The sequence below is a fragment of the Neorhizobium galegae genome (assembly GCF_017877135.1).
GTDB classification, from domain to species: domain Bacteria; phylum Pseudomonadota; class Alphaproteobacteria; order Rhizobiales; family Rhizobiaceae; genus Neorhizobium; species Neorhizobium galegae_A.
Map to the genome: position 1 here is coordinate 1,161,358 of NZ_JAGIPH010000001.1, position 16,165 is coordinate 1,177,522.

10 protein-coding genes are annotated in these 16,165 nt (G+C 63.0%); 2 read left to right on the forward strand and 8 right to left on the reverse strand.

What is annotated here, in order from left to right; translation table 11 throughout:
• Nucleotides 1–25: 25 nt before the first annotated feature.
• From murJ to mutS, 3 genes are all read right to left on the reverse strand, one after another.
• On the reverse strand, nt 26–1,594 hold the full coding sequence (gene murJ, locus J2858_RS05715; RefSeq protein ID WP_210103736.1) for a murein biosynthesis integral membrane protein MurJ: 1,569 nt from the start codon (nt 1,592–1,594) through the stop codon (nt 26–28).
• The gene (locus J2858_RS05720) at nt 1,591–4,428 is read right to left on the reverse strand and encodes a [protein-PII] uridylyltransferase (RefSeq protein WP_210103737.1); all 2,838 of its coding nucleotides are present in this window, start codon (nt 4,426–4,428) and stop codon (nt 1,591–1,593) included. Before J2858_RS05720 ends, murJ begins: the two co-directional genes overlap by 4 nt.
• A gap of 187 nt (nt 4,429–4,615) precedes the next feature.
• Nucleotides 4,616–7,264 carry a DNA mismatch repair protein MutS gene (gene mutS / locus J2858_RS05725; protein WP_210104152.1) on the reverse strand — a complete coding sequence of 883 codons (2,649 nt, stop codon included), beginning with the start codon at nt 7,262–7,264 and terminating at the stop codon, nt 4,616–4,618.
• Nucleotides 7,265–7,461: 197 nt separating this feature from the next.
• On the opposite strand from mutS, the gene J2858_RS05730 reads away from it, so the two are divergent.
• Both J2858_RS05730 and J2858_RS05735 read left to right on the forward strand, forming a co-directional pair.
• Nucleotides 7,462–9,762 (forward strand): NADP-dependent malic enzyme, encoded by a 2,301-nt coding sequence (locus tag J2858_RS05730; RefSeq protein WP_210103738.1) that lies wholly within the window; start codon nt 7,462–7,464, stop codon nt 9,760–9,762.
• Nucleotides 9,763–9,828: 66 nt separating this feature from the next.
• Nucleotides 9,829–10,068: a type II toxin-antitoxin system Phd/YefM family antitoxin gene (locus tag J2858_RS05735; protein WP_210103739.1), complete on the forward strand. Its 240-nt coding sequence runs from the start codon at nt 9,829–9,831 to the stop codon at nt 10,066–10,068.
• 429 nt (nt 10,069–10,497) lie between these two features.
• Here J2858_RS05735 and J2858_RS05740 read toward each other — a convergent pair whose 3' ends face one another.
• The 5 genes from J2858_RS05740 to J2858_RS05760 all read right to left on the reverse strand — a co-directional run bounded on the left by J2858_RS05740 (nt 10,498) and on the right by J2858_RS05760 (nt 16,105).
• Nucleotides 10,498–11,370, reverse strand: coding sequence for a GNAT family N-acetyltransferase (locus J2858_RS05740; RefSeq protein ID WP_210103740.1), 873 nt, complete (start codon nt 11,368–11,370; stop codon nt 10,498–10,500).
• Between the two features lie 109 nt (nt 11,371–11,479).
• Nucleotides 11,480–13,432 carry a hybrid sensor histidine kinase/response regulator gene (locus J2858_RS05745; RefSeq protein ID WP_210103741.1) on the reverse strand — a complete coding sequence of 651 codons (1,953 nt, stop codon included), beginning with the start codon at nt 13,430–13,432 and terminating at the stop codon, nt 11,480–11,482.
• 173 nt (nt 13,433–13,605) lie between these two features.
• On the reverse strand, nt 13,606–14,106 hold the full coding sequence (lspA, locus tag J2858_RS05750; protein WP_210103742.1) for a signal peptidase II: 501 nt from the start codon (nt 14,104–14,106) through the stop codon (nt 13,606–13,608).
• Nucleotides 14,103–14,960, reverse strand: coding sequence for a TrmH family RNA methyltransferase (locus tag J2858_RS05755; RefSeq protein ID WP_210103743.1), 858 nt, complete (start codon nt 14,958–14,960; stop codon nt 14,103–14,105). The genes lspA and J2858_RS05755 overlap by 4 nt, the downstream gene beginning before the upstream one ends.
• Nucleotides 14,957–16,105, reverse strand: coding sequence for a class I SAM-dependent methyltransferase (locus tag J2858_RS05760; RefSeq protein WP_432443258.1), 1,149 nt, complete (start codon nt 16,103–16,105; stop codon nt 14,957–14,959). Before J2858_RS05760 ends, J2858_RS05755 begins: the two co-directional genes overlap by 4 nt.
• Nucleotides 16,106–16,165 lie beyond the last annotated feature (60 nt).

Genomic DNA, 16,165 nt, shown 5'->3' on the forward strand with positions numbered 1-16,165 from the left:
AACACCGGCTTTTGCGCCTGCCGCGTCAGCTGCGCGGCTTGCGCTTGAGGTTGCGGCGGATCATGCCGAGATCGGCACCGCCAATGGCGAAGGCCGCGGCGAAATAGACCAGCATCGCCACGCCGATCAGGGCAAAGAGCGCCAGAACCTTTTCGATGAGCCGGGTTCCCGGCGCAAGCCACGGAGCGGCATGGCCAAGCGCATAGCTCAAGGCCACACACATGATGCCGGTTGCGACCAGAAGCAAGGCAGCACGCCGGGCAAGCGCCCATTCCCAGACCAGATGGCCGCGCCTCAGCAGCATGGAAAACAGAAGCGCCGTATTCAGCCAGCCGGCGGCCGCTTCTGCCGTGGCGATGCCGCGCTCCGCAATCAGCGGGAAAAGCGTGATGGCAAGACCGGAGTTGATGACCACCGAGGCCATGGTAAAGCGCATCGGCGTCTTGGTGTCCTCGCGGGCGTAAAAGCCCGGCTGCAGGGCCTTGATGAGCACGAAGCCCGGCAGGCCGAGCCCGTAAATGGCAAGGATGGAGGCGACCACCGTGGTGTTTTCCGCCGAAAACGCGCCGCGCTCGTAAAGCACGCGGATGATGGCATCCGACAGCATCCAGAGCCCACCGGCGGCCGGCAGCGTCAGGAACAGCACGAATTCCAGCGACCGGTTCTGGATATTGCCGGCCTCCTTCATGTGCCCGGATTTGAGCGCGCGCGACAGTTCCGGCAAAAGCACGACGCCGACGGCAACGCCGACGACGCCGAGCGGCAGCTGGTAGATGCGGTCGGCATATTGGAGAGCGGCAATCGCACCTTCCTTGCTCGACGCAATCGCCTGGCCGATGATCTGGTTGATCTGCGTCACGCCGCCGGTGACAGCCGCCGGCACGGCCAGCACCAGCAGCCGCTTCACATTGGGCGTGATGCGCGGCATACGAAAGCCGATGCTGACACCCGCATGGCGTACGCCGAAATAGACGACGGCAAGCTGCAGAAGGCCTGCGGCGAGAACGCTCCAGGAGAGATACCATGCCGTCGACAGCGGATCGGCCCCGCTCCACAGCGCATAGAACAGCGCGCCGATCATCACGACGTTGAGGAAAACCGGCGCGATGGCGGCGGCAAAGAAATGATGCAGCGAATTCAGCATGCCGCTCATCATCGCCGTCAGCGACATGCACATCAGATAGGGAAACATCACCGCCGCAAGGCGGATGGTGATCGACATCTTTTCCGCATCGTCGGCAAAGCCGGGCGCGATCACGAAATGCACCAGAAGCGGCATGGACAATTCCATGACGATGGTGATCAGAAGCAAAACGGAAAAGAGAACGCCGAACACTTCCTCGGAAAAGCGTTTGGCGCCCTCGATGCCGTTCGCCTCGATTTCCTTGGAAAACAGGGGCACGAAGGCGGCATTGAAGGCGCCTTCGGCAAACAGGCGGCGAAACAGGTTCGGAAAGCGGAAGGCCGCATAGAACACGTCGGCCATGGGTCCGGTGCCGAGTGCTGCCGCCATCAGGGTTTCGCGGGCAAAGCCGAACAGGCGACTGCCGAGCGTGGCGCCACCGACGGTCGCAAACTTCTTGACGAGGCTCATGCTTGTGTCCATGATTTTGTCGCCGCAGCGCTGGAGACGGCGGCCGGATCAGGCGCGATAATGCCCGACGGCATGCCGCGGCGCAGTTCGTCCTCCTGTTCGGAGATGACCGTTTTCAGCCGCGTGACGATGGTGCCCTGGCGGTTCTCGTTGGTCACCTTCTGGCCGACGAGATCCGTCACGTAGAAGGTGTCGATGACCTTTTCACCGAACGTGGTGATGCGCGCCGAGTGGATGTCGAGCGAAAGATCGGCAAGCACCACCGTCATGTCGGCCAGCAGGCCGGTGCGGTCGAGCCCCTCCACCTCGATGACGGTGAACTTGTTCGACAGTGTGTTGGAGAGCGTCACCGAGGGGTGAACGGTAAAGGTCTTGTTACGCTTCTTGGCCCGCGCCCGGGTGGCGATCACCTCCGGCAGGCGCTTCTTGCCCGACAGCACGTCCTCGATCATGCGCCCGATCGTGCCAGCGCGGCGCATCTCGTCCTCGTCGTTCTGGAATTCGCGGCTGATGAGGATGGTGTCGAGCGCGCGCCCGTCGGTCGTCGTGTAGATCTGCGCATCGGCAATGTTGGCGCCGGCGGCCGCACAGGCGCCTGCAATGATCGACAAGAGGCGCGGATGGTCGGGCGCCAGAACGGTGATCTCAGTAATGGCGCGAAAACTGTCGGTGCGCACCATCGTGGCCAGCGCATGGCCCGCCTTGTCGGTTTCGCGGATGAAGCCGACATGGCGCAGCTGGTCTTCGAGAGGGACGGATAGGAGATAAGGCTGGTAATGCAGCCGCGAATAGGTCTTGCGGTCCTTCTGGCTCCAGTTGGAGAGCGCCTTGGCCAGCGCCTCCTCGGCAGCACTCGCCCGCTCCTTGCGCGAGACTTCCGAAAAACCGCCCGACAGCAGCAATTCCGTCTCATAGTAGAGCGTGCGCAAGAGCTGACCTTTCCAGCCGTTCCAAACGCCGGGGCCAACGGCGCGGATATCGCAGATCGTCAGGATCAGCAGCATTTTCAGCCGGTCGAGGGACTGCACCTTGTCGGCGAAATCGGTGATCGTCTTGCGGTCATGCAGGTCGCGGGTCTGCGCCACCATCGACATCAGCAAATGCTGGTCGATGAGCCAGGCGACGAGTTCCGTCTGCTTCGGCTTCAGCCCGAAGCGCGGGCACAGCTTGCGCGCCACGCGGGCGCCGGCCACCGAATGATCCTCCTGACGGCCCTTGGCGATATCGTGCAGCAGCACCGCCACATAGAGCGCCTGGCGCTCCTCGATGCCGGGCATCAGCTTGTTGGCCAGCGGATGCTCGTCGGCAAAGCGGCCCTTGTCGATGTTGGAGAGGCCTTCCACGGCGCGGATCAGATGCTCGTCCACCGTATAGTGGTGGTACATGCTGAACTGCATCATGGCGACGATCTTGCCGAATTCGGGAATGAACCGGCCAAGCACGCCCGCCTCGTTCATGCGACGCAACGTCAGCGCCGGCTCCAGCCGCGAGGTGAGAATGGAGAGGAACAGCCGGTTCGCCTCGGAGTTTTCCCGCAGCTCGTCATCGATCAGGTGCAGGCCGCGGGTGATCGCCTTCAGGGCATCCGGGTGATATTCCAGCCCGTGCAGGTCGGCCACATGAAACAGCCGGATGATGCTGACCGGATCGCGCTTGAAGACGTCCGGATCGGCAAGCGCAATGCGGCCCTGGTCCTCGACGAATTCGGCGCTGCCGGGGATTTTTCGCGTGCGCTTGCGAAAGCGCGAAATGACGCCCGTCAGGCCCGGCGCCGGCTTTGCCTGCTCTTCTTCCAGGGCCGCACAGAGAATGCGGGTGAGATCGCCGACATCCTTGGTCACGAGGAAATAGTGCTTCATGAAGCGCTCGACCGCCGAAAGGTTCGGCCGGTTATGATAGCCGAGGCTTTCGGCAATCTCGCGCTGGATATCGAAGGACAGACGCTCTTCCGCCTTGCCCGTCAGGAAATGCATCTGACAGCGCACCGCCCAGAGAAAATCCTCCGCCTTCTGGAACAGCCGCCATTCCTGGCGCGACAGCACGCCGAGCTTCACCAGTTCGGCGGGATCGCGCACCCGGTAATGGTATTTGGTGATCCAGAACAGCGTCTGGATATCGCGCAGGCCGCCCTTGCCTTCCTTGACGTTCGGCTCCACCAGATAACGGGTATCGCCAGCCTTCTGGTGGCGCTGGTCGCGCTCGGCAAGCTTGGCCACGATGAAATCCGGGCCGCTGTGATTGACGATTTCGGCCGCAAAACGCGCCTGAAGCTCGTCCGCCAGAGCTTCCTTTCCGCACAGAAGCCGCATTTCCAGAATGGTCGTGCGGATCGTCATGTCCTGACGCGACAGCGCAATGCATTCTTCCACCGTGCGGGTGGCATGGCCCACCTTGAAGCCGAGATCCCAGAGCACGTAGAGCAGGAATTCCACCGCCTTGCGCACTTCCTCGGAATTCTTCACCGGCAACAGGAACAGAAGGTCGATGTCGGATCCGGGCGCAAGCGTTCCGCGCCCATAGCCGCCGACGGCCGTGACGGCCATACGCGCGCCCGATTTCGGATAGACGTGACGCGAAATCAGCCCGTGGACAATGCAGATCAGCTGGTCCTGAACCCAGGAGATGCGCTCGGCGCAATTCAGTCCGCTGCCATCCTCGGACAGCTTCTGGCGGGCTTTTTCGCGGGCCTCGACACTGGCGCGGCGCAGGATCGGCAGGATGGCCGACCGGATCTCCAGCATGCTGTCGTTTCCGGCGCGCGCGACCGCCTCGCATTCGTCTCTGAGGCGGTTCACATCCAGAAGTTCTGAAAATTCAATCTCGTGTCTTGCCATCTTGCCCTGCCGGTGCCGCTCCCGCCATGCGCTATAGCGTTTCCGGACCGCTTTCACAATGAAATCGCAAGCCGGCGCCAGCGCCACGGCACAATGAACGGCAGATCTTGCCAAGCGGTTTCGATGCCGTCGCGATGCTGTAAGGGCGGCGCCAAAAGCGCCGGCCCGGAGGGTGACAGTCGCCCGATTATTTTGCCTCGAGCTGCTTCTTCAACGCATAAAGCGCATCCAGCGCCTCGCGCGGGGTCATGTCATCGGGGTTGATGGCCTTCAGTGCTTCTTCGACCTTGGAGGGTCCGCGCTTCTCCTGCTCCTTGCGCACCGCCACCTGGAAGAGCGGCAGATCGTCGATCAACTGGCTTGCCGGGTTCTTGCGGTCGGCATCCTCAAGCTTGTTCAGCACATCGCGGGCGCGCGACACGACCGCCTCCGGCAGGCCGGCAAGCTTTGCCACCTGGATACCGTAGGAGCGGTCGGCAGCCCCGGGTCCCACCTCATGCAGGAAGATGACGTCGCCATCCCATTCCTTCACCCGCATTGTGGCATTCGACAGCCGTCCGAGCTTTTCAGACAGCGCCGTCAGTTCATGGAAATGCGTGGCAAACAGGCCCCGGCAGCGGTTGGCCTCGTGCAGATGCTCAACGGCGGCCCAGGCAATCGACAGACCGTCGAAGGTGGCGGTTCCCCGGCCGATTTCGTCGAGGATGACCAGCGAGCGGTCGGTCGCCTGATTGAGGATGGCGGCGGTTTCCACCATTTCCACCATGAAGGTGGAGCGGCCACGCGCCAGATCGTCAGACGCGCCGACGCGGGAAAACAGCCGGTCGACCACGCCGATCTGGGCCGACGCTGCTGGCACGAAAGAGCCCATCTGGGCAAGGATCGCAATCAGCGCATTCTGGCGCAGAAAGGTCGATTTACCGCCCATGTTCGGGCCGGTGAGCAGCCACAACGCCCCGAACCCGCCATCGCTGTTGGGCGAGAGGTCGCAATCATTGGCGATGAAGGCGCTCGCCGACTGGCGCCTGAGCGCCTGCTCCACCACCGGATGGCGGCCGCCCTCGATGTTGAACTGGCGCGAACCATCCACCTGCGGACGGCAATAGTTCCATTCGTCAGCCAGCAGCGAAAGCCCGGCGGCGACATCGATGACGGCAAGCGCGCGGGCGCCGGCCTTGATTGCCTCGGCACTGGCCAGCACCGCCTTCGTCATCGTCTCGAAGGCGGCAAGCTCGATGGTCAGCGCCTGGTTTGCGGCGTTTGCGATGCGGCTTTCCAGATCGGCAAGCTCGGTCGTGGTAAAGCGCATGGCATTCGCCATGCTCTGGCGGTGAATGAAGCGGGCCTTTGCCTCCGGTGTATCGATCATCGGCCCGGCATTGCCGGCGGTCACTTCGATGAAATAGCCCAGCACGTTGTTGTGCTTGATCTTCAGTGACTTGATGCCGGTTTCCTCGGCATATTGCAGCTGAAGGCCGGCAATCACTCGACGCGACTGGTCGCGCAGCGCCCGTACCTCGTCCAGTTCGCCATCGGCGCCATCACGCACGAAGCCGCCGTCACGTTTAAGGAGCGGCAGATCCTCGGCAAGCGTGGCACCCAGTTGCTGCTCCAGCGCAAAGGGCAGCGCCTGCAGGTCGGTGAGGGCCGCCGACAGTTCCTCTGGCAAGAGCGCGCCGGAAAACCGCTCGACCACCTGTCGGGCCGCGGACAGTCCCTGGCGGATGCCGCCGAGATCGCGCGGGCCGCCCCGGTCGAGCGCAAGACGGGACAGCGCACGCGGCATGTCCGGCACATGCTTCAGCGCCGCCCGCAGATCCGAGCACAGCGACGGCTCGTCGATGAGGAAGGCGACACTATCCAACCGGCCGTTGATGACGACGGGATCGGTCAGCGGCGACATCAGCCGCTCGGCCAGCAGCCGTGCGCCGCTGCCGGTCACGGTACGATCGATCGCCTTCAACAGCGATCCGTCTCGGTCGCCCGACAGCGTGCGCGTCAGTTCAAGGTTTGCCCGGGTGGCGGGATCGATGAAGAGGGTCGAGGCGCCGCTTTCGCGCTCGGGCGCGCTGAGCGGCGGCCGTTCGGCAATCTGCGTCTTTTCCACATAGGCGACGGCAGCGGCGGCAGCGGCGAGTTCACTGCGCGAAAACGTGCCGAACCCGTCCAGCGTGCCGACACCGAAATAGCGCGTGATGCGCCCTTCCGCCGTCGCGCTGTCAAACAGCACGCCCGGCTGCGGCACCGCAACGCGTCCCAGGATATCGAATGTCGCCTTGAGGTCCGGATCGTGAAAGACGGTGTCGGGCACGATCAGTTCGCGCGGCTCGATGCGCAGGATATCGGCAAGCAGGCGCAGCGGCGTGGTTTCGGCAACCCGGAAAATGCCGGTCGAGATGTCGATCCAGGCAAGCGCCATCTGCGTCTCGGTGCCACCGCGAATGCGGGCGAGCGCCATCAGGTAATTGGATTCCGACGGCGAAAGCAGCTTCTCTTCGGTGAGCGTGCCCGGTGTTACCAGTCGCACCACATCGCGCTTCACGACCGACTTGGAGCCGCGCTTGCGCGCTTCAGCCGGATCTTCCACCTGCTCGCAGACGGCGACGCGATAGCCGAGCCCGATCAGCTTCTGCAGGTAATCGTCGGCCGCATGGATTGGCACGCCGCACATCTGGATATCCTGCCCCATGTGCTGGCCGCGGCGGGTGAGCGTGATGCCGAGCGCCCGCGAGGCTTCCACGGCATCCTCGAAGAAAAGCTCGTAGAAATCGCCCATGCGATAGAACAGCAGCGAGTCGGGGTTATTCGCCTTGATCTCGATGAACTGTTCCATCATCGGCGTGGCCGAAGCGCGGCTTTCGGCCGTGATCAGTTCGGCTGTATTCCAGACATCTGAAGTAAGGCGTTCCAAAGGTTTCCCGGCCGTTTTCTGTTGCGTGGCGTGACCTGCGACACTATCGGTTATGCCCCCGACAATACAACAGAGCGCGCCTGAAACTTGGGCGATGCCCACAACATGCTGGAGGAGGAGACATGTCTGCCAAGGAAACCCGCCCGACCTCGGGCGAGCCCCGCAAGCGCGCTTCGGTGACGGAACAGGAGGCGCTCGATTTCCACAGTAGCGGCCGTCCCGGCAAGCTGGAGATCACGCCGACCAAGCCGATGGCGACCCAGCGCGACCTGTCGCTCGCCTATTCGCCGGGCGTCGCCGTGCCGGTCAAGGCGATCGCTGCCGATCCGGCCACCGCCTATGACTACACCACGCGCGGCAACATGGTGGCGGTCATCTCCAATGGCACCGCCATTCTCGGGCTTGGCAATCTGGGGGCGCTTGCCTCAAAGCCCGTCATGGAAGGCAAGTCCGTTCTCTTCAAGCGTTTTGCCGATGTCGATTCCATCGACCTTGAGGTCGACACGGAAAATGTCGACGAGTTCGTCAACTGCGTGCGCTATCTCGGTCCTTCCTTCGGCGGCATCAACCTGGAAGACATCAAGGCGCCGGAATGCTTCATCATCGAAAGCCGCTTGCGCGAACTGATGGACATCCCGGTCTTTCACGATGACCAGCACGGCACCGCCATCATTGCCGCTGCCGGCCTCATCAACGCGCTGGAACTGACCGGACGTGACCTCAAGACGACGAAGCTCGTCTGCAACGGCGCCGGCGCTGCCGCCATCGCCTGCATCGAGCTGATCAAGGCCATGGGCTTTGCGCCCGAAAACATCATCCTCTGCGACACCAAGGGCGTCATCTACCAGGGCCGCACCGAAGGCATGAACCAGTGGAAGAGCGCGCATGCGGTGAAAACCGACCGGCGCACGCTGGAAGAGGCCATGAACGGCGCAGACGTCGTGCTCGGCCTGTCGCAGAAGGGCGCCTTCAGCGAAGACATGATCCGCTCGATGGCGGACAAGCCGATCATCTTTGCCATGGCCAACCCCGATCCGGAAATCACGCCGGAGGAAGTGGCGCGCATCCGTGACGACGCGATCATGGCAACCGGGCGTTCGGACTATCCGAACCAGGTGAACAACGTCCTCTGCTTCCCCTATATGTTCCGTGGCGCGCTCGACGTCAGGGCAAGCCAGATCAACGACGCGATGAAGATTGCCGCCGCCAATGCGCTGGCAGACCTCGCCCGCCAGGACGTGCCGGATGATGTGGCCGCGGCCTATCAGGGCGTGCGCCCGCGCTTCGGGCCGCAATACATCATTCCGGTGCCGTTCGATCCGCGCCTGATCTCCGCCATTCCGGTGGCCGTCGCCAAGGCCGCCATCGACAGCGGCGTGGCCCGCAAGGTGATCGCAGACCTCGACGGCTACGGCCGGGAACTTTCGGCCCGGCGCGATCCGATTGCGGCAACCACGCAGGGCATCTACCAGCAGGTGCGCCGCAGCCCCAAGCGCGTGGTGTTTGCGGAGGCCGAAGAAGAGCAGGTCATGCGCGCCGCCGTCTCCTTCATCGCGCAAGGGCTCGGCACCGCCATCCTGCTTGGACGTGACGACGTGATCCGCTCCACGGCCGAACGCGCCGGCATCGAACTGGACCGCCCCGGCATCGAGATCGTCAATGCCCGCCTTTCGACCCGCGTCGAGGCCTATATCGACTATCTCTATGCACGGCTTCAGCGCGAGGGGTACCTGCTGCGTGACGTGCAGCGCCTCATCCATAACGACCGCAACCACTTTGCCGCCTGCATGGTGGCGCTGGGGGATGCGGATGCGATGGTAACCGGCACGACCCGCAATTACGCCACGGCGCTGTCTGACGTGCGCCGCTGCATCGATGCCAAACCCGGCCACAAGGTCATCGGCGTTTCGCTCGTCGTCTCGCGCGGCCGCACCGTCTTCGTGACGGATACAGCGGTGCATGACATGCCGACGGCCGAGGATCTCGCCGATATCGCCGTGGAAGCCGCGCGCATGGCGCGGCGCATGGGATACGAGCCGCGCGTTGCGCTGCTTGCCTATTCCACCTTCGGCCAGCCGCGCGGCGAACGGTCGGAGCGGGTGCGCGAGGCAGTGAAAATCCTCGACCAGCGCCGTCTCGATTTCGAATATGACGGCGAAATGGGGGCCGATATTGCGCTCAATGCCACCCGCATGGAGCAGTATCCGTTCACGCGTCTCTCCGGCACCGCCAATGTGCTCGTCATGCCCGCCATCCATTCGGCTGCCATTTCCACCCGCATGCTGGAGGAGCTCGGCGGCTCGACACTGATCGGCCCACTGCTCGTCGGTCTCGACAAGTCGGTGCAGATCACCTCGATGGGCGCCAAGGACAGCGATATCGTGAACATGGCAGCGATCGCCGCCTATAACGCCGGGTCCTGATCTTTCTTGCCGGACATCCCCCGTGTGGGCTACACTCGGCCCCACGGCCCATACGGGGGAACACCCATGAAGACGGTCAGCCTGCAGGAAGCCCGCTCACAGCTGTCCAGCCTCGTCGACGAGGCGGCAAACGGCGAAGCCTTCATCATTGAAAAGGATGGCAAGCCTGTGGTCAAGGTGGTGCCAGTGGAAGATGCTCCGAAGAAGAAGCGCCGCGCGGGCTTCCTCAAAGGCCAGGCATCATTGCCTGACGATTTTGACAGCATCTATGCCAAAGAAATCGAAGACATGTTCTATGGCAAATGAGAGTTCTCGCTGACACACACATTCTGGCATGGTTTGCCGAGGATGCAGCGGAATTGACCGCGGAGACGCGCAGCATTCTCGAAGATGACCGAAACATGCTGTTCTTCAGCTCAGCCAGCATCTGGGAGTTGACGATCAAGAAGGCACTCAAGAAGGTCGACTTCCGGCTTGAACCGCCTGTTCTCCATCGAGCGCTCTTGGACAACGGCTTTATGGAGCTTCCTGTATCAGCGCTCCACGCGCTCGCCCTCAGTTCGTTGCCCCCCCATCCACAAGGACCCGTTCGACCGGATCCTGATTGCCCAGAGCGCTCATGAAGGCATGACGCTTCTGACTGCGGATCGAACGATCGCGCAGTATGGCGGGGCAATCCGGCTGGTTTGAAGCGTAGACTGGCGACGTGCCACCCGGGTCTCTGCCAGCCAGGGATCAGCTGGCAAACCGGCCGGCATCGGCACCGTAATAGTTGATATAGCGTCCGGAAATGGCTTCGATCGGCAGGATGACCAGCACGTCGGTGGTGTTGAACGCCTGGTCGACGACGGCGCCGTGGCCAACCATGGCGCCCAGCCGCAGATAGCCCTTCACCAGCGGCGGCATCGACATCAACGCCCGCTTCGGGTTGATCGCTTCGGCCGGCATCAGGTCCATTTCACAAAACAGATCGGACTTGGCAGAGGCTGCCCAGTCGCCCTTGGCACAGACGGTGTGATGCAGGAAGGACAGCGCCAGCGCATGTTCCTCCGGCCGCACGCCCGGAAACGAAGCGCAACCGAACATGGCATGGATATTGTGTTTGAGCGCATAGGCCCAGTTGCCCTGCCACAGCAGTTCCACCGTGCGCTTGGTGCGATAATGCGGCAGCACGCAGGAGCGGCCAAGCTCCATGAAGCGCTTGTCCGGATGGCGTGCCAGAAGCGGATCGATATCAAACTCGCATGCCGAATAGAAACCGCCATGGTTGATCGCCACATCCTGGCGCAAGAGCCGGTAGGTTCCGACGATCTGGTCTTCCGGATCGCCGTCCAGCGCTGTGTCGACCACCAGAAGATGGTCGCAGATATCGTCGAAACTGTCGACATCGCGGGCGCGGCGCATGGCCTCGGGCGGCAGTTGCGCCTGCATTTCCTCGACGAACACCCGGTAGCGCAGCGCCTGGGCCGCATCCACCTCACGGGGGTTGCGGGCAAGCCGCGTTTCCAGGCTGCCGATCCGGCCGAGCACATCCGTGCGCGCCGGCGCACGCGACGGGCTCTGCTCGGCGCCAAACGCGATGTCGCGATCAAGCAATTCGATAGTCATGACGCTTCGTCCGTCTCTGATGAATGTCTTCATAGAACATCAAAGTGCAACAGCAACGTGACAAACCGAATTCCGGCAAAAGAAAGGCTGAAACAGATTTATCACCGCATCAGGCGGACGCGGCCATAACCAGCTCCACCTCGCGCAGGAGCTCCTGCGGATCGATGGGCTTCTGCAGCACGCGCCGCGCGCCCTGTGCCAGCATCTTGTTCTGCAGCACGGCATCCATCTCGCCGCTGAGGACGAGGACCGGGGCCGTCGCGCGCGAACCAGTCTTGCGGCCATTGGCCAGGAGCGGCAGCACCTGAGCCAGATCGCCGCCGGGCATATGAATGTCGGAAATGATGAGATCGGGATGCCGCTCGCTGAGCGCTGCGTCGCGAAGCGCTGCCAGATCCGATACATGATGCACGACGCAACCGGCCCTCTTCAGGATCGAACCGACCATCATGGCGCTGACCGGATCATCCTCGGCGAGCAGCACGGAGAGCTGCCGGCGCGCCAGGATCGTGGTCTGCGGGGAGGCTTGCGTGCGCATGGCTGACGGTGAACGCCCCTCGCCTCCGCCCAGTCTGCCGCGCAGCACGTCGACCAGCGACTGTTCACGCAGCGGCCGGATCAGCCAGGCATCGTAACTGTCCCAGGGCTGCGCGGCGCGCTCCTCCGGGCTCACCAGCAGGATGCGGCGCATGCCCTGCATATGCGCAAGCGAGGCAACTGTCCCCACGGTGCGGTGATCGACGATCATGTCGGTAAAGGCCATGCCCTGCCGCGCTAGCTGGCCGATCGTGTGCTCCGCTTCGGCAAGCGTACGGACATGGCGGCAACGACCGCCGAGCGTTTCGATCGTGGCAATGGTTGCCGCGGCCGCCGGACCGGTCGGCGCAATCAGGAGCACGCGTGACGAGCGCAGCAGCAGCATGCGGTCATTGCCTTCGTTGCCCGCCTTGACGAAGCTTGCCGGGAAGCGAATGGTAAAGGTGGTGCCCTTGCCCTTTTCGCTCGCCACCGACAGTGATCCGCCGAATTCATTGAGGATGCGGGTGGCGATGGAAAGGCCGAGGCCCGTTCCGCCGCTGCGCTCCACCGCTTCGCCCACCTGCTCGAACTCGGCAAAGATATTCTGCTGCGCTTCCGTCGTCATGCCGGGCCCGGTATCGGCCACGGTGATCACCACCTGTGCGCCGTCCATGCCGACGCGTGTCAACACGCCGCCCTTCTGGGTGAACTTCACGGCATTGCCGATGACGTTGAACAGCACCTGGCGCAGGCGTGCGGGATCAAAGTCCATCAGGGTCGGCACGTCAAAGGCAACCGTCGAGCCGATCTCGATGGATTTTTCATGGGCGCGTGGCGCCAGCATTTCCACCACGCTTTCCAGCAGCTGGCGCAGATTTTCAGCGCGGCTGTTCAGCCGGAAGCGACCGGCCTGCAGCGTGGCGAAGTCGAGAAGATCATCGACGAGCTGCGCCATGGCAAGACCGGCCTGATGCACGGCGCCGATATAGTTCTTCTGCTCCAGCGTCAGGCTGGTCTGCTCCAGAAGATGGCTCATGCCTAAAATGCCGGTGAGCGGGGTGCGCAATTCGTGGACGACCGTCGCCATCTGCCGGGTTTTCGCGGCACTTTCCTCTTCCGCATGCAGACGCGCTTCCTCGCGCTGATGGGCCGCATCGCGCTCGGCCGTCACATCCCGGCCGCTGCCATAGACGAGAATCGCCTGCGAGACTGGATCCTGCAGCACGACATCCCGCCAAGAAAATATGCGCAGCCCCTCGACGGTCGGGATTTCGATGTCCTTGGGATGCAGAAGCGGTTCGGGCGCAAGCGCAATGCCCAGTTCGTCCAGCAAATGCCCTTCAGGCGATCTAAAGCCCGTCAAAAGCCGGAAGGTCCGATTGGAGCCCTTCACGACACCGTCTTCGGTGCGCACCAGCGCGGGGTTGGAAAACAGATCCTGACTGGACAGGAACGCAAGAGGAGCAATGCCGGCCGAAGCCTCCGGCGCATGTACCGACCCGTCTTCAAGATAATCCCCGGCCTCTGTCAGGAAACGGCTCATTGCGCTCATTCACTCCGCAGGATCTACTTCACGATCCATCCTGCCAGTTCGGTCTGCCAGTTCGGTCGGATAAAGAAAGCGCTTCCAAACCAGCCATGATGATCTGCGCATAGGCGCAGGCCTCATGGTTAGCACAAGTTCCTTCCAAACGCTTACCACTTCAACCGTAAAGTTTATGTGCGTTTGCGTCTAGACCCCAAAAGTTCGTCAAGAATGACGCACCCCGCCCCCACCGTTATAAAGCTGTCGGCAAGATTGAACACAGCAAAAGACCAGGTCTGCGTGTGAAAGAGAATATAATCTACAACATGCCCATAAAATAGGCGGTCGAGAATATTACCGAGTGCTCCGGAAATGATCAGTGCAAATCCCAGATGCGCAAAGACCCGGTCCTTCGGCGTGCGGCGCCACAGCCAGAGAACGAAGACGACGATGGCAAGGCGCATCGAGACGATGAACCATCCCTCCATCTCCGACAGCATGGAAAAGGCGACGCCGAGATTATAGGTCCGGTACAGCGCAAGCACCGGCAGAAGCGGCACGGCCTCCTGCAGAGGCAGCCAGGCCTCCACCGCAAGCTTGATCAGCTGGTCGAGAAGAACGGCAAGGCCGATGAAGAGGGCAATCGGCAGGGGCCGCGACAGGAGTGTGCGGTGGGCGGCGGGCTCGGTCATCGGGCCTCCAGGCTGAGCAGGTGACGGCGGGCCTCAAACAGCATGACGGCTGTGGCAACCGCCAGATTGAGCGAATCGGCAAGCCCCTGCTGGGGAATGCGCGCCAGCCGGTCGGCCGCCTTCGCCAGATCGTCCGGCAGGCCCGACTGCTCGTTGCCCATCAGGAGAATGGTCGGTTTTCGCTTGTAATCGATGGTGCGATAATCCACCGCCCCCGCTAGATGCGTGGCAACCACCTGCGCGCCGGATTTTCCGGCAAAGCCGATGAATTCGGCTGGGGATGCGCGGTAAAGCGGCATGGCAAAGATCGATCCCATCGTGGCGCGCACGGTTTCCAGCGAATAGGGATCCGTGCATTCGCCGACGAGGATGACGCCCGAGGCGCCGGCGGCATCGGCGGTGCGGATGATCGTGCCGAGATTGCCGGGATCGCGCACCCGGTCCAGCGCCACGAAGGTCTGGCCGAGGTCCGGCCGCAGGTCGGACAGGCGCTTCCACTGCTGTTCGAAAATGCCGACGACCATTTGCGGATTGTCGCGCCGCGTGACGGAGGACAGGACTTTCTCGCTGACCTCCAGCACAAGTCCGCCGCGCGCCACGGTCTTGGAGGCCACCTGCTCGACAAGCGGCTTGCCCTTCGCCGCCTTGGCATAGACGAGCGTGCGGATCTCGAACCCCAGTTCCAGCGCGTCGATGACGAGCTTCAGGCCCTCCGCCATGAAGGTGCCGGTTTCCTCGCGGTCCTTCTTGTTGGACAGCGCCTTGATGTCCTTGATGATCGGATTGGCAAGGCTGGTGACTTCCTTCACCTGCCCTACCCGGCCCGTTCCCGGCCGGCGGTCGTCATATGTCATGTGCGTACCCAGCGGCTGAAGAGGGAGGTGGAAAGCGTGCGCCCGGCCGTCTGGCCGTCAAGCCCCGCCTCGCGGATGACCAGCTCGCCGGATTCGACCACGCCGCCTGCCCCGCGCATCGTCTCGCGCATCAGTTCATGGATCGAATAGAAGCTGGCGCGGATCGAATAGGCCGTCAGCACCAGGCCGATGGCGTTCGGCGACAGGATTTCGCGGCACACGTCGAGCATCAGCGGCAGTTGTTCGAAGAGATGGAACACTTCGCCATTCGGGCCGCGTCCGAATTTCGGCGGATCGGCAAGGATGATGTCGTAGCGATTGCCCCGGCGCTCCTCGCGCAGGATGAACTTCATCGCATCCTCGCAGATCCAGCGGATCGGCGCCTTGTCGAGCCGCGACAGCGCCTGGTTTTCGCGCGCCCAGCCGATCGCCTTCTTCGAGGCATCGACATGGGTGACTTCGGCGCCTGCCGAGGCGGCCACCAGCGAGGCGACCCCGGTATAGCCAAAAAGGTTCAGGACCTTGATCGGCCGCCCGGCCTTTTCCGCCTGTTCCTTCACGAAGGCCCAGTGGACGATCTGCTCGGGAAACACGCCGACATGGCGAAAGGCGGTGAAGCGGCCGAGAAAATCGACGCCGCAAAGCGCCATCGGCCAGGTTTCGCCGAGCGCCTGCCGCGGGAACCGCCAGCGGCCCATGCCGTCTTCATCCGTATCGCCGGTAAAGATCGCATCGGCATTGTCCCAGACGGAGGCGTCCAGCGACGGCTGCCAGAGCGCCTGCGCTTCCGGGCGCACGATGCGGTAGGGGCCATATTGCTCGAGCTTCAGGCCCGCGCCACTGTCGATCAGGTGAAAATCGCCGGCCGCCTGCGAGGCAAGAATGACAGGCACGCGCTCGGGCGGGCGCTCGCCCGTCCGCAAGATCAGCGGACGGGTTTCCGCCGGCGCTGCGACCTCCGCATCCGGCCGTGCTGGTCTTGCCTGCTGTTTTGCAAGGGGTTTAGCGAGCGGCTTTGACGCTGCCGTTCCAGACGACGGGGCAAAACCCTTTGCCAGCGCCCGGCCGTCGCTGCGCCCGCGGCCTTGCGGCTCGCCGGATTTTTTCGGGGAACGCGGCTCGCGCCGCTCAAATTTCTTCTTCAACGCATCGTGTCCGTTGGTCTTTGGGCTGATGCGAGCAAATAGCACTGGCAGCCCCCTTGG

Excerpts from the sequence above, each read along its gene's own strand:
- J2858_RS05740 (WP_210103740.1), bottom strand. The coding sequence starts at position 11,370 with ATGACTATCGAATTGCTTGATCGCGACATCGCGTTTGGCGCCGAGCAG.
- J2858_RS05730 (WP_210103738.1), top strand. The coding sequence starts at position 7,462 with ATGTCTGCCAAGGAAACCCGCCCGACCTCGGGCGAGCCCCGCAAGCGC.
- J2858_RS05755 (WP_210103743.1), bottom strand. The coding sequence starts at position 14,960 with ATGACATATGACGACCGCCGGCCGGGAACGGGCCGGGTAGGGCAGGTG.
- murJ (WP_210103736.1), bottom strand. The coding sequence starts at position 1,594 with ATGAGCCTCGTCAAGAAGTTTGCGACCGTCGGTGGCGCCACGCTCGGC.
- J2858_RS05745 (WP_210103741.1), bottom strand. The coding sequence starts at position 13,432 with ATGAGCCGTTTCCTGACAGAGGCCGGGGATTATCTTGAAGACGGGTCG.
- mutS (WP_210104152.1), bottom strand. The coding sequence starts at position 7,264 with ATGATGGAACAGTTCATCGAGATCAAGGCGAATAACCCCGACTCGCTG.
- J2858_RS05720 (WP_210103737.1), bottom strand. The coding sequence starts at position 4,428 with ATGGCAAGACACGAGATTGAATTTTCAGAACTTCTGGATGTGAACCGC.
- J2858_RS05735 (WP_210103739.1), top strand. The coding sequence starts at position 9,829 with ATGAAGACGGTCAGCCTGCAGGAAGCCCGCTCACAGCTGTCCAGCCTC.
- lspA (WP_210103742.1), bottom strand. The coding sequence starts at position 14,106 with ATGACCGAGCCCGCCGCCCACCGCACACTCCTGTCGCGGCCCCTGCCG.